This window comes from Ruegeria sp. AD5 (genome assembly GCF_056542345.1).
The window spans coordinates 1211123-1236680 of the sequence record NZ_JBQFZR010000002.1 but is presented as its reverse complement, the minus strand read 5'-3'; the positions used below and the strand labels follow the sequence as shown (position 1 = coordinate 1236680).

Annotated in this window: 29 protein-coding genes; 19 read left to right on the top strand and 10 right to left on the bottom strand. The window is 57.6% G+C overall.

Features of this window, described 5'->3' with window-relative positions; translation table 11 throughout:
• Position 1: 1 nt before the first annotated feature.
• From nuoI to ACR0JG_RS14680, 10 genes are read left to right on the top strand one after another with little or no spacing between them, the layout of a single operon-like run.
• Positions 2-496, top strand: coding sequence for an NADH-quinone oxidoreductase subunit NuoI (nuoI, locus tag ACR0JG_RS14725; RefSeq protein WP_170397042.1), 495 nt, complete (start codon positions 2-4; stop codon positions 494-496).
• Entirely contained in the window at positions 493-903 is a 411-nt protein-coding gene (locus tag ACR0JG_RS14720; RefSeq protein WP_010442761.1) for a carboxymuconolactone decarboxylase family protein, read from the top strand. Before nuoI ends, ACR0JG_RS14720 begins: the two co-directional genes overlap by 4 nt.
• A complete protein-coding gene (locus ACR0JG_RS14715) occupies positions 900-1502 on the top strand; it encodes an NADH-quinone oxidoreductase subunit J (RefSeq protein WP_170397038.1) in 603 nt (200 codons plus the stop codon). The genes ACR0JG_RS14720 and ACR0JG_RS14715 overlap by 4 nt, the downstream gene beginning before the upstream one ends.
• Before the next feature lie 4 nt (positions 1503-1506).
• Positions 1507-1812 carry an NADH-quinone oxidoreductase subunit NuoK gene (gene nuoK / locus ACR0JG_RS14710; RefSeq protein WP_005984024.1) on the top strand — a complete coding sequence of 102 codons (306 nt, stop codon included), beginning with the start codon at positions 1507-1509 and terminating at the stop codon, positions 1810-1812.
• A 6-nt stretch (positions 1813-1818) separates the two neighbouring features.
• Positions 1819-3948: an NADH-quinone oxidoreductase subunit L gene (gene nuoL / locus ACR0JG_RS14705; RefSeq protein ID WP_170564948.1), complete on the top strand. Its 2130-nt coding sequence runs from the start codon at positions 1819-1821 to the stop codon at positions 3946-3948.
• Complete coding sequence (locus ACR0JG_RS14700; protein ID WP_170403976.1) at positions 3948-5492, top strand: NADH-quinone oxidoreductase subunit M; 1545 nt, start codon at positions 3948-3950, stop codon at positions 5490-5492. The genes nuoL and ACR0JG_RS14700 overlap by 1 nt, the downstream gene beginning before the upstream one ends.
• Before the next feature lie 15 nt (positions 5493-5507).
• Entirely contained in the window at positions 5508-6950 is a 1443-nt protein-coding gene (nuoN, locus tag ACR0JG_RS14695; RefSeq protein ID WP_480570685.1) for an NADH-quinone oxidoreductase subunit NuoN, read from the top strand.
• A 54-nt stretch (positions 6951-7004) separates the two neighbouring features.
• Positions 7005-7754: a biotin--[acetyl-CoA-carboxylase] ligase gene (locus ACR0JG_RS14690; RefSeq protein ID WP_480570682.1), complete on the top strand. Its 750-nt coding sequence runs from the start codon at positions 7005-7007 to the stop codon at positions 7752-7754.
• A gap of 12 nt (positions 7755-7766) precedes the next feature.
• Positions 7767-8546: a type III pantothenate kinase gene (locus tag ACR0JG_RS14685; RefSeq protein WP_170397028.1), complete on the top strand. Its 780-nt coding sequence runs from the start codon at positions 7767-7769 to the stop codon at positions 8544-8546.
• A complete protein-coding gene (locus ACR0JG_RS14680; RefSeq protein WP_170424091.1) occupies positions 8543-10210 on the top strand; it encodes a ribonuclease J in 1668 nt (555 codons plus the stop codon). The genes ACR0JG_RS14685 and ACR0JG_RS14680 overlap by 4 nt, the downstream gene beginning before the upstream one ends.
• Here the strand turns inward: ACR0JG_RS14680 and ACR0JG_RS14675 are convergent.
• Both ACR0JG_RS14675 and ACR0JG_RS14670 read right to left on the bottom strand, forming a co-directional pair.
• Positions 10207-10908, bottom strand: coding sequence for an NUDIX hydrolase (locus tag ACR0JG_RS14675; RefSeq protein WP_480570678.1), 702 nt, complete (start codon positions 10906-10908; stop codon positions 10207-10209). The two genes, ACR0JG_RS14680 and ACR0JG_RS14675, sit on opposite strands and share 4 nt — an antisense overlap.
• Complete coding sequence (locus ACR0JG_RS14670; RefSeq protein ID WP_170397024.1) at positions 10905-11303, bottom strand: DUF983 domain-containing protein; 399 nt, start codon at positions 11301-11303, stop codon at positions 10905-10907. The genes ACR0JG_RS14675 and ACR0JG_RS14670 overlap by 4 nt, the downstream gene beginning before the upstream one ends.
• Positions 11304-11524: 221 nt before the next feature.
• On the opposite strand from ACR0JG_RS14670, the gene ACR0JG_RS14665 reads away from it, so the two are divergent.
• Genes ACR0JG_RS14665 through ACR0JG_RS14650 form a run of 4 tightly spaced genes read left to right on the top strand, consistent with a single transcriptional unit; the run spans position 11525 to position 13408 of the window.
• Positions 11525-11980, top strand: coding sequence for an EF-hand domain-containing protein (locus tag ACR0JG_RS14665; protein ID WP_170403961.1), 456 nt, complete (start codon positions 11525-11527; stop codon positions 11978-11980).
• A 6-nt stretch (positions 11981-11986) separates the two neighbouring features.
• Positions 11987-12601, top strand: a complete 615-nt coding sequence (locus ACR0JG_RS14660; RefSeq protein ID WP_170403958.1) for an RNA polymerase sigma factor — start codon at positions 11987-11989, stop codon at positions 12599-12601.
• Positions 12594-12938 (top strand): hypothetical protein, encoded by a 345-nt coding sequence (locus tag ACR0JG_RS14655; RefSeq protein WP_170647710.1) that lies wholly within the window; start codon positions 12594-12596, stop codon positions 12936-12938. Before ACR0JG_RS14660 ends, ACR0JG_RS14655 begins: the two co-directional genes overlap by 8 nt.
• Positions 12935-13408, top strand: coding sequence for a periplasmic heavy metal sensor (locus ACR0JG_RS14650; protein ID WP_480570675.1), 474 nt, complete (start codon positions 12935-12937; stop codon positions 13406-13408). Before ACR0JG_RS14655 ends, ACR0JG_RS14650 begins: the two co-directional genes overlap by 4 nt.
• 4 nt (positions 13409-13412) lie before the next feature.
• Here the strand turns inward: ACR0JG_RS14650 and ACR0JG_RS14645 are convergent, their stop codons facing one another.
• On the bottom strand, positions 13413-14819 hold the full coding sequence (locus ACR0JG_RS14645) for a diguanylate cyclase (protein WP_480570672.1): 1407 nt from the start codon (positions 14817-14819) through the stop codon (positions 13413-13415).
• Positions 14820-14902: 83 nt separating this feature from the next.
• Here ACR0JG_RS14645 and ACR0JG_RS14640 point away from each other — a divergent pair, with 83 nt between their 5' ends.
• From ACR0JG_RS14640 to ACR0JG_RS14620, 5 genes are all read left to right on the top strand, one after another.
• Positions 14903-15187, top strand: a complete 285-nt coding sequence (locus ACR0JG_RS14640) for a DUF3572 domain-containing protein (protein ID WP_170397013.1) — start codon at positions 14903-14905, stop codon at positions 15185-15187.
• Between the two features lie 19 nt (positions 15188-15206).
• Positions 15207-15902 (top strand): HAD family hydrolase, encoded by a 696-nt coding sequence (locus ACR0JG_RS14635; protein ID WP_480570669.1) that lies wholly within the window; start codon positions 15207-15209, stop codon positions 15900-15902.
• Between the two features lie 113 nt (positions 15903-16015).
• Positions 16016-17575 (top strand): trimethylamine methyltransferase family protein, encoded by a 1560-nt coding sequence (locus ACR0JG_RS14630; protein ID WP_170663800.1) that lies wholly within the window; start codon positions 16016-16018, stop codon positions 17573-17575.
• A 123-nt stretch (positions 17576-17698) separates the two neighbouring features.
• Positions 17699-18286, top strand: a complete 588-nt coding sequence (locus ACR0JG_RS14625) for a heme NO-binding domain-containing protein (protein WP_480570666.1) — start codon at positions 17699-17701, stop codon at positions 18284-18286.
• Positions 18283-19281: a diguanylate cyclase domain-containing protein gene (locus ACR0JG_RS14620; RefSeq protein ID WP_480570663.1), complete on the top strand. Its 999-nt coding sequence runs from the start codon at positions 18283-18285 to the stop codon at positions 19279-19281. The genes ACR0JG_RS14625 and ACR0JG_RS14620 overlap by 4 nt, the downstream gene beginning before the upstream one ends.
• Before the next feature lie 25 nt (positions 19282-19306).
• Here the strand turns inward: ACR0JG_RS14620 and ACR0JG_RS14615 are convergent, their stop codons facing one another.
• The 7 genes from ACR0JG_RS14615 to ACR0JG_RS14585 form a co-directional block, all read right to left on the bottom strand.
• Entirely contained in the window at positions 19307-19993 is a 687-nt protein-coding gene (locus ACR0JG_RS14615) for a CbiX/SirB N-terminal domain-containing protein (RefSeq protein WP_480570660.1), read from the bottom strand.
• A gap of 72 nt (positions 19994-20065) precedes the next feature.
• Positions 20066-20998: an AEC family transporter gene (locus tag ACR0JG_RS14610; RefSeq protein WP_170397001.1), complete on the bottom strand. Its 933-nt coding sequence runs from the start codon at positions 20996-20998 to the stop codon at positions 20066-20068.
• 44 nt (positions 20999-21042) lie between these two features.
• Positions 21043-21840 carry an MBL fold metallo-hydrolase gene (locus ACR0JG_RS14605; RefSeq protein WP_480570657.1) on the bottom strand — a complete coding sequence of 266 codons (798 nt, stop codon included), beginning with the start codon at positions 21838-21840 and terminating at the stop codon, positions 21043-21045.
• Positions 21837-22643: a TatD family hydrolase gene (locus ACR0JG_RS14600; protein WP_480570654.1), complete on the bottom strand. Its 807-nt coding sequence runs from the start codon at positions 22641-22643 to the stop codon at positions 21837-21839. The genes ACR0JG_RS14605 and ACR0JG_RS14600 overlap by 4 nt, the downstream gene beginning before the upstream one ends.
• Positions 22643-23761 (bottom strand): DNA polymerase III subunit delta', encoded by a 1119-nt coding sequence (locus ACR0JG_RS14595; protein WP_480570651.1) that lies wholly within the window; start codon positions 23759-23761, stop codon positions 22643-22645. The genes ACR0JG_RS14600 and ACR0JG_RS14595 overlap by 1 nt, the downstream gene beginning before the upstream one ends.
• 1 nt (position 23762) lies before the next feature.
• A complete protein-coding gene (gene tmk, locus ACR0JG_RS14590; RefSeq protein WP_170612259.1) occupies positions 23763-24395 on the bottom strand; it encodes a dTMP kinase in 633 nt (210 codons plus the stop codon).
• A complete protein-coding gene (locus ACR0JG_RS14585) occupies positions 24392-25558 on the bottom strand; it encodes a D-alanyl-D-alanine carboxypeptidase family protein (RefSeq protein WP_170396992.1) in 1167 nt (388 codons plus the stop codon). The genes tmk and ACR0JG_RS14585 overlap by 4 nt, the downstream gene beginning before the upstream one ends.

Genomic DNA, 25558 nt, shown 5'->3' with positions numbered 1-25558 from the left:
TATGACTCAAATCGACTACACCCGCGCCGCCAAGTATTTCCTGCTGCAGGACTTCTGGGTCGGAATGAAATTGGGCTTGAAGTATTTCTTCGCCCCAAAAGCCACCGTGAACTACCCGCATGAAAAGGGGCCCTTGTCCCCGCGGTTCCGGGGTGAACATGCCCTGCGCCGTTATCCGAACGGTGAGGAACGCTGCATCGCCTGCAAACTGTGCGAAGCGATCTGTCCTGCACAAGCCATCACCATCGATGCCGAGCCGCGCGAAGACGGAAGCCGCCGCACCACGCGCTATGACATTGACATGACCAAATGCATCTATTGCGGTTTCTGCCAGGAGGCATGTCCGGTTGATGCCATCGTCGAGGGCCCGAATTTCGAATTCGCCACCGAAACCCGGGAAGAGTTGTTCTACGACAAGCAGAAACTGCTGGATAATGGCGAACGCTGGGAAGCCGAAATCGCTCGCAATCTGGAAATGGACGCGCCGTACAGATGAGTGACAGTCCGACAAATCCGTTCGAGCTGATGATGAAGCAAGCTCAGGACATGGCCAAGGCGATGAACCCGGCGATGGAAAATTTCTCGCCCAAAGGGTTCGAGGCGCTGTGGCCGACCATGCCGAAAGAGGTCATGGAGATGATGTTCGGCAATACCGTCAACAAGGACGGGCTGGACGCCAAAACGCGCCTTCTGCTGACGCTGGCCGGGCTGACCTGTCAGGGCGCTCAGGCGGACTCGGCGGTGCGTCAGACCGTGCGCCACGCGCTGGAAGCTGGCGCCAAAAAACAAGAGATCGTGGAAACGATCGGTCAGATGTCGGTCTTTGCCGGCATCCCGGCCATGACCCGTGCGCTGGATCTGGCGCAAGAGGTCATGGGTGATAACGAGGATGAGGATCAATGACCGTCTTTGCCTTCTATCTGTTTGCCATCAGCGCCATCACCGGCGGGCTGTTCACGGTGATCAGCCGCCAGCCGGTGCATTCGGTGCTGTGGCTGATCCTGTCCTTTCTGTCCTCGGCGGGCCTGTTCGTGCTGCTGGGGGCCGAGTTCGTGGCGATGCTGCTGATTATCGTTTACGTCGGCGCGGTCGCGGTTCTGTTCCTCTTCGTGGTGATGATGCTGGATGTGGACTTTGCCGAGCTGAAGGCCGAGATGGCGCGCTACATGCCGCTGGCGCTGTTGATCGGATTGGTGATCCTGATGCAGTTCGTCATGGCCATCGGAGCATGGGACAGCGCGCAGGGTGCCGCCGCCAATCTGGCGCAGCCGGTACCGAGCGACCGCCACAACACTGAGGCGCTAGGCGTCATTCTATACGATCAATACTTCCTTCTGTTCCAACTGGCGGGCCTGATCCTGCTGGTGGCCATGATCGGTGCCATTGTGCTGACACTGCGCCACCGTCAGGACATCAAGCGTCAGGACATCATCGGCCAGATGATGCGCGACCCGGCCAAAGCGATGGAGTTGAAGGACGTGAAACCGGGGCAGGGACTTTGAGACGATGATCGGACTTGAACACTATCTTACGGTCGCGGCGACGCTATTCGTCATCGGCATCTTCGGTCTCTTTCTGAACCGCAAGAACGTCATCATCCTGCTGATGAGCATCGAGTTGATGCTGCTGGCGGTGAATATCAACCTCGTGGCGTTCTCTAGTTTCCTCGGCGATCTGGTCGGGCAGGTCTTTACGCTGTTCGTGTTGACAGTTGCGGCGGCTGAGGCGGCGATTGGTCTTGCCATTCTGGTCTGCTTCTTCCGCAACCGTGGCACCATCGCGGTTGAAGACGTCAATATGATGAAGGGGTAAGAGAATATGGAAACCACCATCCTCTTTGCCCCGCTCGTGGGTGCGTTGATCTGCGGTTTTGGCTGGCGTTTCATTGGCGAAAAAGCCGCCATGTGGACCGCTACGGGCCTGTTGTTTCTAGCGTGTCTGCTCAGCTGGATTGTCTTTTTGTCATTTGACGGCCACACCCAGCAGATCGAGATCATGCGCTGGATCGAAAGCGGTTCGTTGTCGACAAGCTGGGCCATTCGTCTGGATCGTCTGACGGCGATCATGCTGATCGTGGTGACGACCGTTTCGGCGCTGGTTCACTTGTATTCGTTCGGCTACATGGATCACGACCCGCAATGGCGTGAAGGCGAAAGCTATAAGCCGCGTTTCTTTGCCTATCTGTCGTTCTTCACCTTCGCCATGCTGATGCTGGTGACGGCGGACAATCTGGTTCAGATGTTCTTTGGCTGGGAAGGCGTGGGTGTCGCCTCGTACCTGCTGATCGGGTTTTATTATCGCAAGCCCAGCGCCAATGCAGCGGCGATGAAAGCGTTCATCGTGAACCGAGTGGGCGATTTCGGCTTTGCGCTGGGGATCTTCGCGCTGTTCTTCCTGACCGACAGCATCAATTTCTCAGACATATTCGCGTCGGCCCCGGCATTGGCGGAGGAAAAACTGAGCTTCCTCTGGGGTGAGTGGACTGCGATCGAGGTGATCTGTGTTCTGCTGTTCATTGGCGCGATGGGTAAATCGGCGCAGTTGATACTACACACCTGGCTGCCGGATGCGATGGAAGGTCCGACCCCTGTGTCCGCGCTGATCCACGCTGCGACCATGGTTACCGCAGGTGTGTTCCTGGTCTGCCGTATGTCGCCGCTGATGGAGTTCGCACCGGGGGCCACCGGGTTCATAGCCTTCCTTGGCGCTTCGACTGCGTTTTTCGCAGCAACCGTGGGCTTGGTGCAGACCGATATCAAGCGGGTCATTGCGTATTCGACCTGTTCGCAATTGGGTTACATGTTTGTCGCCGCCGGCGTTGGCATGTACTCAGCCGCGATGTTCCATCTGCTGACGCACGCGTTCTTCAAGGCGCTGCTGTTCCTTGGTGCCGGTTCAGTGATCCATGCAATGCATCATGAGCAGGAGATGACCGAGTACGGTGGTCTGCGGAAGAAAATCCCCTATACGTTCTGGGCGATGATGATCGGCACGCTGGCCATTACCGGTGTGGGCATCCCGCTGACCACGTTTGGCTTCGCCGGGTTCCTGTCGAAGGATGCCATAATCGAAAGCGCCTTTGTAGGTGGCACAGGTTATGCCTTCTGGATGTTGGTAATCGCAGCGGTGTTCACCTCATTCTACAGCTGGCGTCTGATATTCCTGACCTTCTATGGCGAGCCGCGTGGCGACAAGCACACGCATGAGCACGCGCATGAAAGTCCAATGGTCATGCTGGTCCCACTGGGCGTGCTGTCGCTGGGCGCGGTGTTCTCGGGGATGCTGTGGTACAACCAGTTCTTCGGCTACACCGATAAAGTGGCCAAGTTCTACGGCATTCCGCTGGCGGAAGAGACCGGCGGTCATGGCGAAGTTGCCGCAGACGCATCTCATGGTGAGGCCAAGGCAGATGACGACCAAGTCGACGCGAAGGCTGATAAAGGTGAGGGTGACTACAAGGCGGACAAAAAGCATGCCAGCTTTGGCGGTGAGCCGGGCGAAGGCGCGCTGTATATGGCACCTGACAACAATGTCCTGAACGATGCGCATGAGGCTCCGAAATGGGTCAAAGTATCGCCTTTTGTTGCTATGCTGCTGGGTTTTGTCGTCGCCTATTGGTTCTACATCGTGAACACGTCGCTGCCCGCTCGTCTGGCGGCGAACCAGCGGCCGCTGTACCTGTTTCTCAAGAATAAGTGGTACTTTGACGAGATCTACGACGCGATCTTTGTCAAACCTACCGTTGCGCTGGGTCGGTTCCTGTGGAAACGCGGTGACGGCAACACGATTGATGGCTTCCTGAACGGGGTTTCGATGGGCGTGGTGCCCTTCTTCACCCGCCTCGCAGGCAAAGCTCAGACGGGTTACATCTTTACTTACGCCTTCTGGATGGTTTTGGGCATCGCCGCTCTTGTCACCTGGATGTCGATCGGCGGAGGCGCAAACTAATGGACAATATCCTATCTATTGTCACCTTCATCCCCGCCATCGCAGCAGGCATTCTGGCCCTGTTTCTGCATGGCGAGGACGTAGCCGCGCAGCGCAACGCCAAATGGGTTGCGCTGGTGGCCACAACCGTGACCTTTCTGGTCTCAATCGGCATCTATACCGGCTTTGATCCGTCCAACACCGGCTTCCAGATGGTGGAAGAGGGCGAGTGGCTGCTGGGCTTGAAGTACAAGATGGGTGTCGATGGTATCAGCGTTCTTTTCGTGCTGCTGACCACCTTCATCATGCCGCTGACCATTCTGGCCAGCTGGCAGGTCACGGACCGGGTCAAGGAATACATGATCGCATTCCTGCTGCTGGAAACGCTGATGCTGGGCGTGTTCATGGCGCTGGATCTCGTGCTGTTTTACCTGTTCTTCGAGGCGGGCCTGATCCCGATGTTCCTGATCATCGGTATCTGGGGTGGCAAGGACCGCATCTATGCCAGCTTCAAGTTTTTCCTATACACCTTCCTCGGCTCGGTGCTGATGCTGGTGGCGATGGTTGCGATGTATGCGGATGCGGGCACCACGGATATCGAGGCGCTGATGAGCCATCAGTTCTCGTCCGAAGGGTTCAGCGTACTGGGCATCTATATCGTCGGCGGCATGCAGACGCTGATGTTCCTGGCCTTCTTCGCGTCGTTCGCGGTGAAGATGCCGATGTGGCCGGTGCATACCTGGTTGCCGGATGCGCACGTTCAGGCGCCGACGGCAGGTTCGGTCGTGCTGGCGGCGATCCTGTTGAAGATGGGCGGCTATGGCTTCCTGCGCTTCAGCCTGCCGATGTTCCCGGTGGGGTCTGCGGTGATGACCGATGTGGTGCTGTGGATGTCGGCGATTGCTGTTGTCTACACCTCTCTGGTCGCGCTGGTGCAGGAGGATATGAAGAAGCTGATCGCCTATTCCTCGGTCGCGCATATGGGCTTTGTGACCATGGGTATCTTTGCAGCGAACCAGCAGGGCATTGATGGCGCGATCTTCCAGATGCTCAGTCATGGGTTCATTTCCGCAGCGCTCTTCCTGTGTGTTGGCGTGATCTATGACCGGATGCACACCCGCGATATCGAGGCGTATGGCGGTTTGGTCATCCGGATGCCGGCTTACGCTCTGGTCTTCATGCTGTTCACCATGGCCAATGTCGGCTTGCCTGGTACATCGGGCTTCATCGGGGAATTCCTGACCCTGATGGGCGCATTCCAGGTCAACACCTGGGTGACGGCTGTGGCTGCAACCGGTGTGATCTTCTCGGCGGGCTATGCGCTATGGCTCTATCGCCGGGTAGTCTTTGGAGATCTGATCAAGGAAAGCCTCAAGGCCATCACAGACATGAGCTCGCGCGAGCGGCTGATCTTCGCGCCGCTGATCGTGATGACCATTCTGCTTGGGGTTTATCCCTCGCTGGTGACCGATGTGATCGGGCAATCCACCGCAGCGCTAATCTCGAACTATGACACGGCTCTGGCCGCGGCTGAAGCCGCAACCCAGACAGCCGCTTCGCATTAAGGGGGCTTTGGAGACATGATCCAGGCTGATCTGACAATCATCCTGCCGGAAATTGTTCTGGCAATTTATGCGATGGCGGCGCTGATCGGGGCTGTCTACACCACCAAGGATGCTCTGGCCCCCATGCTGGTCTGGGCCACTTCAGGTCTGATGGCGGTGTTGGCAATCTGGATTGCGATGAATGGCGAAGGTACCAACGTGGCCTTCAACGGCATGTTTGTGGATGACGGCTTTGCTCGATTTGCAAAGGTTGCGATTCTGCTGTCCGCCGCTGCGGTATTGCTGATGAGCCAAGAATATATGGCGCGCCGCGATCTGCTGCGCTTTGAATATCCTCTGCTGGTCGCACTTGCGGCTGTAGGCATGATGATGATGGTTAGCGCAGGCGATCTGATGTCGCTTTATATGGGGCTTGAGCTGCAGTCGCTGTCGCTTTACGTCGTGGCCGCCTTGCGGCGCGACAGTGCCAAATCCACCGAAGCCGGTCTGAAATACTTCGTGCTGGGCGCGTTGAGTTCTGGCTTGCTGCTCTATGGTGCGTCGCTGGTTTACGGCTTCACTGGCACCACGCTGTTCTCGGGCATCATCCAAACGGTGCATCATGGAGATGTCTCGATTGGCCTCCTGTTTGGCCTGGTGTTCATGATCTCGGGTCTGGCCTTCAAGGTCTCGGCCGTGCCGTTCCACATGTGGACGCCGGATGTGTATGAAGGGTCACCGACCCCGATTACCGCGTTCTTCGCCACCGCTCCGAAAGTGGCTGCGATGGCCTTGTTCGCGCGCCTGATGCATGACGCATTCGGAGGCGTGATCAAGGATTGGCAGCAAGTGATCGTGCTGCTTTCGGTCCTGTCGATGCTGCTGGGCGCGGTTGCGGCTATCGGGCAGCGGGACATCAAGCGGCTGATGGCGTTTTCGTCGATTGCCCATATGGGATATGCTCTGATCGGACTGGCCGCTGGGACCGAGATGGGCATCAAGGCAATGCTGATGTATCTGGCCATCTATGTGACGATGAATATCGGAACCTTCGCATTCATCCTGATGATGGAGCGTGATGGCAAACCTGTCACCGATATCGATGCGTTGCGTCAGTTCTCGAAGCGCGATCCGGGCAAAGCTCTGGCAGTCCTGATCCTGATGTTCAGTCTGGCGGGCGTGCCACCGATGCTGGGCTTCTTCGCCAAGTTCGGCGTCTGGCAAGCGGGTATCGATGCCGACCTGTTCGGGCTGGTGATCGTCTCGGCCATCGCCTCGGTCATCGGTGCGTTCTACTATCTGCGGATCGTGTTCTACATGTATTTCGGGGCGGAGAATGAAGACCCGATCGAGATCCGCTCGACCCCGGTTTTGTGGGCAGCGCTGATGGGCTCTGCGGCTCTGATGTTGATTGGCGTATTTTATCAGTTCGGTGTGGAAGGGGCAGCTTCAGCTGCTGCGGCGACGCTTGTCAACTGATACTGCCGCGTTTCGATCAACCGAGGCTCGGTCGCGCGACCGGGCCTTTTTGACATGAGCGAATGGCCGCAGGGATATGGCCTGCATATACTGAAAGAAGTCGACAGTACTCTGAATGAGGCGGTGCGGCTTGCGCCAACAGCGACCGGTCCGGTCTGGATCATGGCACATCATCAGACCGCCGCGCGTGGTCGGCGCGGGCGAGCTTGGGCCAACCCCAAAGGTAATCTGGCAGCGACTTTGCTGATGCGCCCGCCGGGTGATCCGGAACAGGCGGCCCTTCGAAGTTTTGTCGCAGCGCTCGCCCTGTATGATGCCTGTGTGGCGGTAACGGGGCGCGCAGTAGGTTTGGCACTGAAATGGCCCAATGACGTGCTGCTCAACGGCGGAAAACTAGCGGGTATCCTGCTAGAAAGCACGGGGCAGGGCCGGGGTGTGTCACATCTGGCGATAGGTATTGGGGTGAACCTGTCCGAGGCACCGGGCACTGATCGCGTCGAAGCCGGAGCGGTGCGACCTGTTTCTCTGCTTTCGGAAACCGGCGCGCTCACCACCCCCGAGGATTTTCTGACCGAACTGGCGGTAGCCTATGCGCATAATGAGACCCAGTTCATGACTTACGGGTTCGAACCTATCCGCACCGCCTGGCTATCCCGAGCAGCGCGGTTGGGCGAAGTCATAACCGCTCGTACAGCCACGTCCGAAACGGTTGGAACCTTCGAAACGGTAGACGTGGGTGGCAGCCTTGTCCTAAACACCGCCAAGGGCCGGGTCAGCATTCCGGCTGCGGATGTTTACTTCTGAAAGGGGCGCGGGATGCTTCTGGCGATTGATTGCGGCAATACCAACACCGTTTTCTCGATCTGGGATGGCGAAAAGTTTCTGTGCACCCTGCGCACCTCAACTCATCATGCCCGCACAGCGGACGCATATTTCACTTGGTATTCAACCTTGGTGAAACACTACGGTATCGAAGCTGATATCTCGGATGTGATCATCGCCTCAACCGTGCCACGCGTGGTGTTCAACCTGCGGGTCTTTGCTGATCGCTTTTTTGGATGCCGGCCGATTGTTGTTGGCAAGCCAGATTGCCTGCTGCCGGTCAATCCGCGCGTGGACGAAGGCACCGTGCCCGGTCCGGACCGGTTGGCCAACGCGGCGGCGGCGTTCGACCGCCATGGCGGCAATGTGGTTGTGGTTGACTTTGGGACGGCTACGAATTTCGACGTAGTCGCAGCCGACGGCGCCTACGTCGGTGGTATCATCGCCCCTGGCGTGAACCTGAGCCTTGAGGCACTGCATCAGGGTGCCGCGGCGTTGCCGCATATCGACATCACGAGGCCCGAAAAAGTGATTGGAACAAACACGGTTGGCTGTATCCAGTCCGGCGTGTATTGGGGATATTCCGGCCTGATCGAAGGGCTGATCTCGCGCGTGAAAGCTGAATACGGAATGGCGATGAAAGTCGTCGGTACCGGGGGCCTGGCGCCTCTGTTTGACCAGGCTGACGTGGGTTTTGACGCTATCGAGGATGATCTGACGATGCACGGGTTGACCGTGATACATCGCTATAACAAGGAAAATGGCTCAACATGAGCAGTGAACGACTGATCTATCTGCCGCTGGGCGGTGCAGGCGAAATCGGCATGAATGCCTATGTCTATGGTTACGGTAAGCCGGGGCAAGAGCGGTTGATCCTTGTGGATCTTGGCGTTGCCTTCCCGGACATGGACACCTCGCCCGGCGTGGATCTGATCTTTGCAGACATCACCTGGTTGAAAGAGCGCGCCGATCAGCTGGAAGCAGTTTTTGTCACTCACGCGCACGAAGATCATGTCGGGGCGGTGGCCCACTGTTATGAGGCTTTAGGCGCGCCGGTCTACGCGCGCGCTTTTACCGCCAATATCGCGCGTCGCAAGATGGAAGAACGCGGCCACCCGACCGAGGCGGTGCAAACTGCGTCTCCATGGCCCGAACAGATCAAGGCTGGCCCGTTTACCGTTGGTTTCCTGCCGGTTTCGCATTCCATCCCTGAAAGTGCAGGGCTCGTTATCGACTCGCCTGCCGGACGCGTGGTGCATACGGGGGATTTCAAGCTCGATTCCAACCCGGTCGTGGGCGAACCATTCGATCCCGATCTGTGGGCCGAGGTGGCAAAGCCCGGCGTCAAAGCGTTGATCTGTGACAGTACTAATGTGTTCTCAAGCCATCCCGGGCGTTCGGAATCCGAAGTCGGCCCCGAGATCACCCGTCTGGTTCAAGAGGCCAGCGGCATGGTCATCGCAACCACGTTTGCCTCGAACGTGGCACGCGTGAAAACGCTGGCAGAGGCGGGACAGAAAGCCGGCCGTTCGGTCGTTCTGCTGGGTCGTGCGATGCGGCGTATGATCGAGGCGGCGACCGAGACCGGCATCCTGACCGATTTTCCAAAGGTTATCAGCGCCGAAGAGGCCGTCGACGTGCCGCGCGCGAACCTGATGTTGATTGTGACTGGCAGCCAAGGCGAACGCCGCGCAGCCAGCGCCCAACTGGCGCGCGGTAAGTATCGCGGACTAGAAGCGAAAGAGGGCGATCTGTTTCTGTTCTCGTCCAAGACTATTCCCGGCAATGAACGTGGCGTGATCCGCATCATGAACCAGCTCAGTGAGAAGGGAGTGGATGTAGTCGATGACAGCTCTGGTCTGTATCACGTCTCGGGTCACGCCAACCGGCCTGATCTTGAGAAGGTTCACGCTCTGATCGATCCGCAGATGGTCATCCCGATGCATGGCGAACACCGCCACTTGCGTGAGCATGCCAAACTGGCCGAAACGGGCGGACGTACTGGGATTCTCGCTGTTAACGGCACTATGCTGGATCTGACTGGGAATGCGCCCAAAGTGGCGGACTATATCGAGACTGGCCGGACCTATCTGGATGGTACAGTCAAAATCGGCGCCTTGGACGGCGTGGTACGCGACCGGATTCGCATGGCGCTGAACGGCCATATCACCATCACCGTGATATTGGACGAAGAAGACGAACCGCTGGGTGAGCCGTGGTGCGATACGATGGGCCTGCCCGAAATGGGATCATCCCGCGCGGGGCTGATTGAGGTGCTGGAAGAGGACCTGAACCAGTTCCTGATGCGTGCGGGCGCAAAGACGCTGCGTGATGACGACAAACTGGAAGAAGGGTTGCGCCGGATCGCACGTCAGACCGCGCAGGCCGAGATCGGCAAGAAACCCGAGGTAACAGTGGTTGTTAGCCGAATGCGTTAATCTGCATAGGGCATCGGATAGCCCCGAAGCTGCAGGAAAAGGCTGGCCTCTTCGTTGTTGAGAAAGAAGGGAACAGTTTCAGGCGGGTTCGGGTCCTCTGCACGGGCGGCGACTTCGGCCAGAACAACTTCGGTGATGAAGGGCAGGTCGAACTCTCGCGCTTGGCTGATCTTGACCCATTGCAAATGCGATAGCTCGTCCGAGGCATGCGTGAAGTCGTCAAGATCCCCCTGAATCGCGCCCGCATCGACCAGAAAGAACCTGGCGTCGAACCGGCGGGGTCGCCCAGGTGGTGTGACTGCGCGAAAGACAAATTGCAGTGCTTCCGCAGACGGCAGGTAGCCCATCGCCGCAAAGCTTTGCCAATCGGCCGGGATCGCGCCTTGCCAATTCCCTTGTTGTCCCAGAACAAGCCCGGTTTCTTCCCACAACTCTCGGATCGCCGCGACAGCCAGAGAGGTCTGCAAGTTTGGCGCTGATTGTTGTGACAGGCGATCGGTGCATAGATCGGGCAATGGCGCGCTAAGCGGGATGCCTGCATCGGAAGCATCAACCGCGCCGCCCGGGAATACGAATTTGTTCGGCATGAATGCAGCCTTGGCACCGCGTTGGCCCATCAGGATCGACGGGTCTGTGAACCGATCACGCAATACGATTACGGTAGCAGCATCCCGGATTGCGGTTTTATCCGCCGTCATCCGGCCTTGCCAAACCCGTGCATCCGCCGTGCCCATTGATAGGCGACCACGGCCCCTTTGAGACGGGGCAGAAGGAACAGGGACAGCGCGACGCAGCCGATCGAGAATGCAATCGCCATGGTCCATGGATCGGGACGCCACTGCACGTAAGAGACATGAAGGGCGGGTGCCAGAAGGTGCCCCACCAGCAGGATCGTCAGGTAGGCCGGGCCGTCATCAGCGCGATGATGGAACAATTCCTGCCCGCATTCCGAACAGGTGTCATTCACCTTGAGATAGCTGTGCAACAGCGCACCCTCACCGCAATTCGGGCATTTGCACCGGAACCCTCGGATCAATGCGGGTTTTGTTGGGCGGTCTTCTTCGAGCGAACTGTCAATAGTTTGGTCAATCATATGTATCTCGCGCATCTTTCCTGAAGGCATATAGGCAGGATCAGACCCAACGGAAAAGGGGGGTGCGTCGCTTTGTGGCGCTGCTGCTTAGCGTATCATTTTCTATTGGCGTTTCAAATAAAGCAAAAAAAGTTGTGCCGGAAGCGACGGAAACCCGCCCAAGCCGCGTTTGAACAGGTATCAACAGCGGCAAATGGCCGCCAAATTCAGGGAACTATGTAATGAAAACCAAAAGCTTCATTTCGGCAATCGTCGTAGCTGCAGTTACTGTGACCGGCACTTCCGCTTTGGCCAAGGGCCCGCGTGCGACATTTCAGGAACTGGATGCCGACGGGGACGGGCAGGTGACTCAGGCCGAGATCGAGACACATCGCAACCAGAAATTCACCGCTGCCGATACGGATGGCGACGGCCAACTGAGCGTCGAAGAAATGCAGGCTGCGGCGCAGACCAAGGCCAACGAGCGTGTCACCAAGATGTTCGAAAAGCACGACGCAAATGCGGATGGTTTCCTTAGCGAAGATGAATTGCCGAAACCGCGCCGCGCCTCCAAGATGTTCGAGCGCATCGATGCCGACGGCAACGGTTCGATCTCAGAACAGGAATACGCGGATGCAAAAGACAAAATGGGCCGGAAACACAAGCGGCATCAGAAGTCGGACACCGACAACAACTGATGCGGGATGGAGGATCTGACCTCTTATCCCGACATCGAGCATGGCGGAACACCTGCCATGCCCGAGCCCAGCGACGAAGAGTTGCTGGGCCGGTTTTCTGATGGCGATGCTACGGCGGCCCGCCTGCTGACCGGGCGGTTGGGGCCGCGAAGTTATTCCGTGGCTTTGCGAATGCTGGGAAACCCAGCAGAAGCAGAGGACGTGACGCAAGAAGCGATGATGCGCCTTTGGAAGATGGCACCTGACTGGGTGCCGGGGCAGGCGCAGTTATCGACCTGGCTCTATCGCGTAACACTGAATCTATGTGTGGACTTGCGCCGGAAAAAGCGGCCTCAAGCGTTGGACAATGTGGCCGAACCCGAAGATGAGACTGCCAGTGTGGTCGACCAGATGCAGGAGAGTGCCCGCAAGGACGCGTTGCAGGCTGCATTGGAGCATTTGCCGGACCGGCAGCGGCAGGCTGTGGTTCTGCGGCACATCGAAGAATTGTCCAATCCCGAAATCGCGGGGATCATGGATATTTCGGTCGAGGCGGTTGAAAGCCTGACCGCGCGTGGCAAACGATCTCTTACCGCGATACTGGCGGGGCGTCGGGATGAACTGGGGTACGAACATGGCTGATCAAGATAACGAACTCGACCATCTGTTTGCACAGGCGCGTGCGGCGCGGGATGTGCTTCCCGACGATCTGGCTGTTCGCATCGAAACGGATGCCGAAGCCATACGTCTGGCCCGGACTGCAAGACCGCAGCGGCGGACATGGCGGCAAAAGATAGGCGTTATCGGGGGGTGGCAAGGGTTGAGCGGTCTTGTGGCCGCAAGCGCAGCTGGCGTCTGGATCGGGTTCTCCGCGCCGACCTTCTTGCCGGACCCTGTTGATTATTTCATCTCACAAGAGACGACCTATCTGATGGCCGATCTGAATTTAGACGAAAACTATCTGGAGGACGCAGAATGAGCGATCATCCCGCACCCAAACGCAAATGGATGCCGATATTGCTGGTTGTCTCTCTTGCTTTGAATCTGCTGATTGTCGGAGTCATTTTGGGTGCGGCATTGCGCTTTAAAGGAAGCGCTCATGCCGATGCGCCTCCGGGATTTGGCCCGGCGCTGTATTATGCGCTGCCAAAGTCGGATCGAAAGGCTCTGAGGGGTGAGTTGTCGGACCTGCGCGGAAAAGGATCATATCGGCGCAAGCAGGATTTTACTGCTCTCAGTCAAGTGCTTAGGGCCGTGCCTTTCGATCCCGCAGCGGTTGCGAGTCTTTTGGCACAGCAGTCGAAGGCAACTGCTGATCTGCAGACTGCGCTTCATCAGCAATGGCTGGCCCAGATATCGGCCATGAATGATGACCAACGTGCCGCTTACGCGGACCGGCTGGAGGACGTGGTTAAACGCGGCCCGCGCAAACACAAAAAACGGGACTAACTAGTCACGCTGCGCTTTGCCGAATCTGTACCTGGTTGCGGCCCGCTTTTTTGGCGGCATAAAGTGCTTTGTCCGCCGAGCTGATCAATCGACCAACCGGGTCTGTTTCGCCTGGATGAGAGAGTTCGGGCGAGGTACATAATTTCACCCCCACGCTGATCGTTACGGGTACTGGGGCCGGACGATCCGGCAGCTGAAAGGGTTTTTCGCAAATTGTTTCACAAATCTGTTTCGCTTGCTTCAGCGCTTGGTCGGTTGAGGTATTCGGTAGCCCGATCATGAACTCTTCGCCGCCGATACGCGCGACAAAACCGGTTTTTCCTATCACGACTCGCAGCCTTTTCGCGGTTTCGGTCAGAACCAAATCCCCCGCGGCGTGACCGTAACGGTCATTGATTGCCTTGAAGTGGTCCAGATCGGCCAGCATCACAGCGAATCCGTGTTCCGTTTCTGGGGCCTGAAGCGCGATCTGGTCCAGCGCGCGCATCGCATAGCGGCGATTGAACAGTCCGGTCAGCGGATCAATCACGGATTCGGCCAAATCCCTGCGCAATGTCGCTCGCAATCTGTCGTCTCGGGTCTTGCGGGCGATCAGAGTTTCAAGCCGCAAGCATATCTCATCTGTCTGAAACCCGCCCATGCAGACCGCATCAGCGCCTCGGTCCAGCGCCTCGGCCGCAAGTGCGGGATTACCATCCGGCAACACACCGATCAGCACCGTATTTCGTGTCGCACCGCGCGACCGAAGATCTGCCAGTAGGTTCCGCCCCGAGCTATTCGGTGCAAGCTCAACAACAATCGCGTCCGGGATCGTTCCGGACAGGATGCCTTTGAGATCAGGCAGAGTATGGCCGGTCACACGATGCCGGGTTTGATGGGTCAGAGCATTACTCCACAACGCGCTGGTTCGAACTGTTTGCGTCAGGATCGCGATCTCTGCCGTCGATGGCGGGGCGATCAACACCTGTGGCGCCTCGCCAAAGCCAATGGTTTGGGCCGAACCTTCGATGTTTAATTCCTGCCGTTCGGCGCGTGTACGTAACAAGCTGCGCACGCGGGCCAATAGAAGTGTATCCTTGAACGGATAGCCAAGCACATCATCCAGCCCGTCCGACAGTGCCTTCAAACGCGCTGCTTTGTCGTTTTGCGGTGCAATCGCAACAATCGGCACATCGATCAGAGCAGGATCTGCCGCCATCACTTTCTTAACATCCGCAGCGCTTCCGTCGGGCAGAGTTTGCGCTGTAAGAACCAGATCAGGCCGTGTCCGCCGCAGCAATGCACCAAGCCCGGCCACTTTCTCACCCTGCACGACATGGTACCAGGCGGCCGTCAACTGAACCTTGAGCATTATGCGATTGGTCGAAACACCGTCGAGGACGAGTATGGTGCCTTGTACAGACATAGCCATTCACCGTTTGATTGCATGCGTTGCTAAAGTGTTTATGAGTCTGGTTAACAAACCCTTTCCAACACAGTGTCCGAGGCCAGTTTATGCCGATCTCCGCCAATTCCGCTGAAACTCTGGCCCTGAATGTGCTGGGCTGGCTGGTGGGAAATGATGAGTTGCTGCCCGTTTTCCTGGGGGCGACAGGTGCCTCGGAACAAGATTTGCGCGACCGTGCGGGTGAGGCTGAATTTCTTGGGTCTGTGTTGGACTTTCTGCTGCTTGACGATTCATGGGTGATCGCTTTTTGTGACGCCAATTCCGTGCCCTACGAAGAGCCGGGTCAAGCCCGTGCCGCGTTGTCCGGAATTTCGGATATGCACTGGACCTAACCCAAAGGAAATTTGTTTCATGGCAATCGACGCCCTCGTGTTCGACAAGGACGGTACTCTTTTTGATTTTGCAGCCACTTGGGGTGGGTTCGGGCGTATCGCGATGCTGCAGCTCTCTGATGGAGATGTGCAGCGCGCGACCGAGTTGGGGAAGGCCATCGGATTTGATTTTGAACAAGAGAGCTACGACCCGAATAGCGTAGTCATCGCCGGAACGGTCGATGAAGTTGCTGCAGCCCTGACACCGCATTTGCCTGAGGTATCTCTGGGGCACCTGATCGAAACACTCAACCGGGCGTCAGCGAACGCAGAGCAGATCCAAGCCGTTCCCTTGGCACCATTCCTTGCCGAGCTGCGGCGCGCCGGGCTGAAACTGGGCGTTGCGACGAACGATGCTGAAATGCCGGCCCTGCAGCACCTGCAGTCCGTTGGTGTGCGGGACCATTTTGATTTTGTAGCCGGATATGACAGCGGACATGGTTACAAGCCAGGTCCGGGGCAGCTATTGGCCTTTGCTCAGCATGTCGAGGTCGCGCCATCTCGTGTTGCGATGGTTGGTGACAGTCTTCACGATCTAGAGGCGGGACGCGCCGCAGGGATGGTCACCATCGGGGTTCTGACCGGCATGGCGACGGCCAAAACACTCGAACCGCTGGCGGATGTCGTCTTGCCCAACATCGGGCACATTCCCGGCTGGTTGTCGAAAACCGAATAACCTCGATTCCAAATCGCCGGGTTGGATAATAAAACCGACAACTCTTGTCGCAGACAGAACGGCGATACTGAATCTTCGGGGCTTTCATAGGAGTGAAAGCGCGGAGGATGGTGATGGCTGAGAGCAAGACACGCAAACGTCGCGGTGGTGGACGCGCGGGCGCAGCCGCGAGGCGCGGCGCGGCGGTGATCGAGCAGATGCCCTGGAACCCGCCCACAAACATCGACAAGCCAATCGAGCCGTTGGGACCCGAGGGAATCGAAGCGGTTCACGAAGGTGCCATGCGGATTCTCGAAGAGATCGGCATCGAGTTCTACAATCAAGAAGCCATCGGGATCCTGCGCAAGGCGGGCTGTACAATTTCCGGCGACAACGTCCGTATGGACCGGGATTTCGTGATGGAAATGGTGGGCAAGGCGCCCAGCAAATTTACCATCACGCCGCGCAACCCGGAGCATCAGATCGAGATTGGTGGCAGGACCATTCTGTTCGGCAATGTTTCATCCCCACCAAATTATTGGGACATGGAAATCGGAAAAAAAGTGCCCGGCACCCGGCGGATGTGTCAGGACCTGCTGAAGCTGACGCAATACTTCAACTGTATCCACTTTGCAGGTGGATATCCGGTTGAGCCGGTCGATATCCACGCCAGCATACGGCACCTTGATGTGCTTTATGACAAGCTGACCCTGACCGACAAGGCAATGCATGCCTATTCGCTGGGGAAAGAGCGCGTCGAAGACGTGATGGAGATGGTGCGTATCGCGGGTGGCCTGAGCCACGAGGAATTCGAGGCCACGCCCCGCATGTACACTAACATCAACTCGACCTCACCGTTGAAACACGACCATCCAATGATCGATGGCTGCCTGCGGCTTGCGCGGCGTGGGCAGGCAATTGTCGTGACGCCTTTCACTCTGGCCGGGGCGATGGCCCCTGTAACGATGGCTGGCGCAGTGGCACAATCGCTTGCCGAAGCGCTGTGCGCGATTGCGTTGTTTCAGTATGTTCGCCCGGGTATTCCATGCGTGATCGGGACCTTTACTTCGAATGTCGATATGAAATCCGGTGCGCCTGCATTCGGGACACCGGAATACATGCGCTCGACCCAGATGACTGGGCAGATGGCACGGTATTATGGCTTGCCTATGCGGTCCTCGGGCGTTTGCGCGGCAAATGTGCCCGATGGGCAGTCGGTTTGGGAAACCTCGAATTCCCTTTGGGCGGCGGTGCAGTCAGGCACCAACATGGTATATCATGCGGCAGGCTGGCTTGAAGGAGGCCTTATCGCAAGCCCCGAGAAATTCATCATGGATTGCGAAATCCTGCAGCAGATTCAGCGGTATATGCAGCCGGAACTGACAGCAACGGGCCCGGATGACATCGCCCTTGAAGCGATCCGGTCTGTTGGAAACGACGGGCATTTCTTTGGCATCCAACATACGCAAGATCGTTATACCACCGCATTTTATCAGCCGTTCCTGAGTGACTGGAAAAACTTCGAAGCCTGGGAAGCAGCTGGTGGTATCTGGACTGCGGAACGTGCCCATCGGATGTTTAAGGAGATCGTGAACAATTTCGATGCCCCGAAGATGGATGAGGCGATCCGCGAGGAGCTGGCCGAGTTTGTTGAGCGCCGCAAGGCCGAAGGCGGTGCGCCGACCGATTTCTGATCGCTGCCCAATCAGCCCTTCAGTTTGGGATTAGATCGGATTCTCATAATCCCGTATCGGATTTTGGGTGTTTGTTAAGCTTTCTGCGATCACTTGAGAGTGTCTTTCAATCTGAGGCGACTCATGCACGGGCTGATCAATAGGGCGATCCAATCCTTTGTCTGCGCCACCTACGGGTGTCAATGCTGGTTGCGCGCGACTCATACGGCCGGGCTGGGATTTGACGAGTTCGAGGCGATGTTGATCTATGACACGGAGATATCGACCCGAGTGCTCGACGCTTTGTGCGCTGACTTGAACCGCCCAAAATCCGAATTTCTTGAGGATTTGGGCACTTATCTGGTCTCACACTCGAACATGGAAGATCTACGCAGGTTATTACGTTTTGGCGGGGTCACCTATTTGGAGTTTCTGCATTCGCTTGATGATCTGTCGGATCGCGTCCGCCTTGCTGTGTCCGATCTGAGATTGCCGGATTTGGAATTGCAGGAACACTCGCCCGGGGAATATCACCTGCATTGCACTCCTGATTTGCCGGGGTATTCCAGCGTCATGACCGGTGTACTGCGAGCCATGGCGGATGACTATGGGGCGTTGGTGATCCTATCCAATGAAGGGTGCCAAAACGGGGCTGAGTTGATTTCAATCACATTGATCGAAAGCGCGTTTGCCGAAGGGCGTCACTTTGATCTTGGGGCACGTAAATCATGATCAAGACCGCAGATCTCGGACAGTTGCTGGACACCTTATGTCCGATGTTCGTCCTTGTAGATGACATGGGGCGGATCGGGCAGGTTGGACCAACTCTGCAGAAGTTACGTTCGGATCGGCCTATGGTCGGCCGAAGCTTTCTGGATGTCTTTGAACTGGTGCGCCCTCGCTCAATCACGACAGTAGCTGCGCTGATGATGGTGCCGGACCGAAAGCTACACCTCAGGTTTCAAGACCGGCCGCAGACTGCGTTCAAAGGTCTGATCGCGCCGTTTCCTGGCGGTAGCGGGGCGGTCATCAACCTGTCGTTTGGAATTTCGATACTGGATGCGGTACGCGACTATTCTCTGACCAGCACCGATTTCCCGGGCACTGATCTGGCCATAGAATTGTTGTATCTGGTCGAGGCAAATTCTGCCGCGATGGAAGCGTCACGCTCGCTGAACTTGCGTCTGCAAGGTGCGATGCTGGCGGCAGAAGAACAAGCCTATACGGACACGTTGACCGGGCTGAAAAATCGACGCGCGATGGATCATATACTGGGGCATTTGATTTCGTCGAAATCGAGTTTTGCAATGATGCATCTGGATCTGGATTTCTTCAAATCGGTCAATGATCGATTGGGGCATGCTGCAGGGGACTATGTTCTGCAGCAAGCCGCAAAGATCATGCTGGACGTCACACGCAGCGATGACACGGTTGCCCGCGTCGGGGGTGATGAGTTTGTCTTGATCTTCAAGGGCATGACAGACCGTACAAAGCTTGATGGTATAGCAGGGCGCCTGATTTCACGCCTGTGCAAGCCTATGCAGTTTGATGGGGCAACCTGCCGGATATCGGCGAGCATTGGCACGGCACTCTCAACACAATTTGAGGTGCCCAAGGCCGAGGATATTCTGCATGCCGCCGATCTGGCCCTATACGCCGCGAAACGAAGCGGGCGATCCTGCCACCGTTTCTATTGCGAGCTATCGGATGCGCAGCAATCCGGTTGACTGCAGGTGGCCCCCCATTGCTTCGCTACTGTGTATCCAACACCGCCGCGATGTGTCGTTTGACCTGAGGAAGCTCTGAAATCACGGGCATTACGTGTCCGTGAAAGCTGGCGTGGGCAAGTTCCTCGGGCACATCTTCCAAAACATGGCCTCCGGTGCAGGCAAAAAACGGCAGGCACAGCGCCTTGCCACCGCACCCGGTGGCGGCGTCCGCAATTGATGGGGTTTGCTCAACGAACCCGGTGCGAATGCTATTGAACGCGGTAAGCCGACCCAGATTCTCGGCGAAACCCTTTGCGACAATGGCCGGATTGGCGCTGCGGCCCGAGCCATGTGCAGCGATCACAAGATCTGTGTCCGCCGCGCTCCAAACCCTGTTCGTCAGTTCCTGATGTATGGCCGCTGTAATCAGGGCAGGCAGTTCGGGATCGATACCCATGGGGTCCAGAATCGTGACAGAACGCTGGCCAATCCGCTTTGGCAGAGCGCTGGTGACAAACCAGCCGCGCGCCATGAATAAGGGGTAGATAACCGTGTCGCTGGTCAATCCATCAAGGCAATTTTCCAACGCCTGCGGGGCTGCCAATGTGGCCGACGATACCGAAACCCGTTGACATAACTCATCTACCTCTCGCGCAAAGGCTGCTAGCGCAGCTTCTGCAGGTGCAGGGTCCGAGGGTTGGCCATGGGCGACGATAACGGCGTGTGTCATGCAGGGCTCCGGATAGGTTCTGCGATAGATGTATTGCTGGTGGGCAGAGTCAATGCGGTGTTGGCAATTTCGTCATCCCAGTAGAGTCAGCCACAACCAGACCGTCAATATTGACGCGGTTGTTCCGATCAGAACCGACGACGCGGCCACACGTTTGGCATGTCCGTACATGTTCGCGAAGATGTAGCTATTGATCCCCGGCGCCATCGCTGCGGTAAGAACGCCCGAGCGGAACAGGTCTTGCGGCAGCGCCAGAGTTGACCCGAAGAACCAAACCAGGCTCGGGTGCAGCATCAATGAGATACAGCAGACGAAAATAATGGTACGCAGATCGCCCTCGGGTCGGTACTTAACCAGCACGCCCCCCAGCGCGAACAGGGCACCGGGCAAGGCCGCGCGGGTGATCAGGTTCAAGGCTTCGTCTACAACTCCGGGTATGGCCAGTCCAGTGAGGTTTACGACAAACCCCAACGAGATCCCAAGAATGAGTGCATTCTTGAACATGGCCGACAGCACGGATTTCAACATCAGCACTCCGCCGTTGCCGCGGTTTCGAAGCACCTCCATCACCGTGATGCCGAGGCAATAGCAAAAGGGTGAGTGGAACGCGATGATTGTGAAGTTGCCAACTAAATTTTCGACCCCATAGGCGCGCTCGGTAATAGGCAACCCCAAGAGGACCGAGTTTGAAAACAGACAGCAAAATCCAATAGCAACCGAATCCTCCCACGCTCGTCCGAAGATCAGGCGCGCACCGATCATACCAGCGACAAAACACAGACCAGCTGCTGAATAGAAACTGACCAAAAGCCGAGGATCGAAGCTGGTGCCGAGATCGAGATTGGCAATGGCGAGAAACAGTAGGCAGGGAATGGCAAAGTTCTGCGTGAAACTCATTAACCCATCGATATGGGTTTCGCGAAAATAGCCGAACCTCGTCGCCGTGTATCCGGCACCGATGACCAGAAACACCGGCAGGATGACATCAATCAGGCTTTGTAACATGGCGGCGCCATACGGGGTATCGTAAGCGCGTGCAGCAGCATGCCTTACAGGGCGTGCCGGATCACCATGCCATCATAGCCAGGCGTGATATGATCCGGTGTTTCCGCATCGACCGTCGCATAATCCAGATCGATATGCATGTTGGTCAAAACGGCGCGTTTTGGTTTCAATTGGTCGATCCACTCCAGCGTCTTTTCCAGATGGGCATGGGTTGGATGCGGGGAACGACGCAGAGCGTCAATAATCAGGCAGTCCAGATTCGCCAGTTCAGTCATGCTCTCATCATAAAGCTCTGCTACATCAGGCAGATAGACGATGTTTCCCATTCTGAAGCCAAGCGCATCAATCGATCCGTGGTTCACGCGAAATGGCCGAAGTGGGATCGTGCCGCCTGGGCCGGGAATTTCGAACGGCCCATTGATTGTCTTGAGGTCGAGTATGGGCGGATAGGGCGATCCCTCGGGCTGAACGAAGGCATAGCCAAACCGGCTGAGCAGATCGTTCTGCGTGTCACCATCGGCCCAGACGGGGACGCGGGTTTTCATATTGAAAACGATCATCCGCAGATCGTCGATCCCATTCATGTGGTCCGCGTGGGAATGCGTATAGACGACACCATCCAATCGCCCAGTCCCGGTGTCCAGCAATTGGCTACGCATATCCGGTGAGGTGTCGATCAGAACCGACGTAGTCCCATCCGGCCCGTCCCGTTCGACCAGTAACGAGCATCGCCGCCGCTGGTTTTTCGGGTTTTCCGGATCACAATCGCCCCAATGCCCCCCGAGACGGGGGACGCCACCGGATGACCCGCAGCCCAGAATTGTCAGGCGCAGCTCGCTCATGCAGCCGCCTTGTATGTGGCGGCTTTAGTGAAGAGCCGATCAAAATTGGCCTGCGTTTTTGCGGCGAAATCTGCGTAATCCAATCCGAAGACTTCAGCCCCTTTACGGGCGGTGTGTGCGGTATAGGCGGGCTCATTCCGTTTACCGCGATATGGTGGGGGGGCAAGATAGGGCGCATCGGTTTCGACCAGAATTCGATCAACAGGGGCCGAAGCGAAGATATCGCGCAGTTCCTGGCTTCTTGGGAAGGCCGCGATGCCGGACATGGACAGGTAAAAGCCCAGATCAAGCGCGGCCCGGGCCAGTTCTGCCGACGAAGAAAAGCAATGCATGACGCAGGAATAGGGCGTATTACGATGCTCTTCGGTCAGAATGCGGGCCATGTCGTCATCAGCAGCGCGCGCGTGGATGATCAATGGCAGGCCGGTGCGCTGGGCGGCCTCGATATGGATGCGCAGCGATTGTTTCTGCACATCCGCCGACTCGGCCGTGTAGTGATAATCAAGCCCGCTTTCCCCAATGCCCACGAACTTGGGATGCTTAGCGAATGCGACCAACTCATCGACCGTGGCCATCGGCTCATCAGCGGCGCTCATCGGGTGGGTGCCTGCAGCGTAGAAGACTGGTGCGTGAGCCTCGGCGATGGCGCGCACAGCGGGTTCGTTGCGCAGCCGGGTGCAGATGGTCACCATGCGGGTCACGCCAGCCTCGGCAGCGCGGGCGACGATATCATCCAACTGACCGTCGAAATCAGGGAAATCCAGATGGCAGTGGCTGTCGGTAATTTCGGGGGTGAGGCTCATCAGCTGTGACCGGCGGTTTCCTGTATCTTGAACACCGTATCTAGGACAAGCGAGGCAGGGTCAAGGTTGACCGCCTGCCCATGCCGCGCGCGCGCCGTGATGAGCGCGGCGACCTCCGCCCATTGGCGGGCCTTGTGCTGCGAGTTAGAGAGGCGCGATAGAGTTTCAGCCTCATTCGGGGCGGCCTCGGGTATGGAGGCGGCACCTTTTGCACCTGTCAGCGCCAAACGCGAGAGCGCAACGTCGATCAGTGAAAGCAGCAGATCAAACCGTTCGGCAGCCCCCCGCTGAGCTGCCGCTTCTGCCAGTTTTAGGGTGCGCTGGCGGTCGAGCCGGGGAAGGGAGCTCAGAATTGCAATCAGCTCGGCATAAAGCTCTAGCCCGCCGAGATTGATCAAGCGGACGGCATCACCCACTGAACCGGCGGCGAGGGCTGCCAAATGCTCGGCCCGACTCGGGATTTCTGTGCTGGTCTGCGCTAGCGCGGCCTGCATGTCATCTGCGCCAAGGGGTGAAAGCCGCAGCGTGCGGCAACGCGAACGGATGGTCGGCAGCAGGCGCGAAGGTTGGTGTGAAACCAGCAGCAGCGTCGTGCGCGCTGGGGGTTCTTCGAGCATTTTTAGCAGCGCATTGGCGGCGCTGACATTCATTTCATCCGCTGAATCGACGATAACAACCCGGCGACCACCATCGGCAGAGGACAGGCCGAAGAACTTGCCCAGTTTGCGGATGTCATCGACAACGATTTCGTTGCGCAGCCGTCCCTGATCGTTGACGGACCGGGTGATTGCGGCAAGGCCGGGCTCGGCCCCCGCCTGGATTCGGTGAGCGACGGGGTGGTCCGGGTCGATGTCCAACGTCTCAGGCGCAGGAGGGGCACCAAACAACCCGCCATCATCTGCCGGAGGTGTGGCCAACAAAAACTGTGCAATGCGCCAGGCAAGGGTAGCCTTGCCCACGCCGCGCGGCCCCGTTAGCAACCAGCCGTGGTGCAGCCGGTCCGAGTTATACGCGGTTAAAAACGCCTCTTGGGCCGCATCCTGTCCGAACAGCTTGAGAGTTTCGCGCGGATGCGGGGCACCAGGGGCCTGATCCGGTGTTTGGATATCGTCGCTCATGTCAGCTCAATTGCAGGGACGTCATGACAATATCTGTCACATCCCGCGCAACGCTGTCCATGTCCCGATTGCCGTCGACCACGTGGAAACGGTCAGAGAATTCTTGAGCCAGACCCAGAAAACCTGCCCGCATCTGTTGTTGAAGATCCAAACCGAAATCTTCGAACCGTTCTTCGGTGCCCTGACGACCTTTGGCGCGCAACAGGCCGGTTTCCGGGTCCATATCGATCAGCAAGGTCATATCTGGCTCTCGCCGGATCATCAAGCTGTGCAACTGATCCACCAAACCCCGCAGATCGCCGCGCGACAGACCTTGATACATCCGGGTACTGTCGGCAAAGCGATCGCAGATCACAACCTTGCCCTCTGCCAACGCGGGTTCAATCGTGCGCTCAAGATGATCGCGCCGGGCGGCGGTGAACAGCAGGATCTCGGTCTCGGCCGACCAGCGGTCCGGATCGCCCTGCAGCACAAGGCTGCGAATTTCTTCGGCCCCGTCCGATCCGCCGGGCTCGCGCGTCAGAACGACGTCGCGGCCTTGATGCCGCAAGTGCTCGGCCAGCAGGCGCGCCTGCGTGGACTTGCCTGATCCGTCAATGCCTTCGAAGGTCAGAAACGTTCCGCGCGCTGTCACATTTGCTCCAGCGGGGTGTTGATCACTTCTTTCAGAACGATGCCACCCACGGTCAACATACGTACGACAAACCCGCCCAAGGGAACATCCTTTTCCGCCACCAGCGGGCGGCGGATTTCGGGCAATCCTTCGGGTTGGATCACCAACTCGGCCAATTGCTGGCCTTTGCTGACCGGTGCGTTGATAGGGCCGTCATAGACAACCTCGGCCTTGATGTCCTTGTCGCCCAAAACGGGGAACAGCAGGGTCAGATCACCCTCGGGCACCAATCCCACAGTCTTTTCCGCCCCCATCCAAAGCTTGGCCTGGGCTACCGGTTCTTCTGATTTGGCAACTGTCCTCTCGACAAAATTTCGAAACGACCAGTTAACCACGGCCTCAGCCTCCTCTGCGCGCTTGGCAGTGCTGTCGAGCCCTGAAAGTACAAAGACAACCCGTCGGTCGCCTTGTTTGGCAGAACCGACCAAACCATATCCTGCCTCTTGGGTATGGCCAGTCTTGAGGCCATCGGCCCCGATATCCAGCTTCAGCAGCGGATTGCGGTTCCGCGCGTTCGAGGGCGCTCGGCCATCGAATTCGAACTCTTCTTCGGCAAACAGGGGATAGTACTCGGGGAAATCGGTGATCAGCCGGTCGGCCAGAACTGCCAGATCGTGCACTGACATCATGTGCCCAGCAGCAGGCCAGCCGTTGGAATTGGCAAAGTTCGAGTTGTTCATGCCCATCTGCTGCGCCCGCTGAGTCATGAAACGGGCGAATCCGGCTTCGCTTCCGTCGGGGCTGAGCGCTTCGGCGATCACGACACAGGCGTCATTGCCCGAAAGCACGATGATCCCGCGCAAAAGATCCTCGACCCGGACACGATCCTGCGTGTTCAGGAACATGGTCGAGCCGCCATAGCTCATTGCATGTTCCGAGACGGGCAAAGTTTCGTCCAGCGTCAAACGGCCATCGCGCAAGGCTTCAAACGCCACATAAAGCGTCATGAGCTTCGACATGGACGCTGGAGGCAGAGGCTGATCGGCGTCTTTAGACAACAGCACAGTGCCGGTTTTCTGGTCCATCACATAAGCCGCACGCGCGGTGGTGTCGAAGGCATGGGCGGGCAGTGCCAACAGCGCCAACCCGAGGGCCAGTGTGGTGGATCGCAAAGCGGAAAGCAT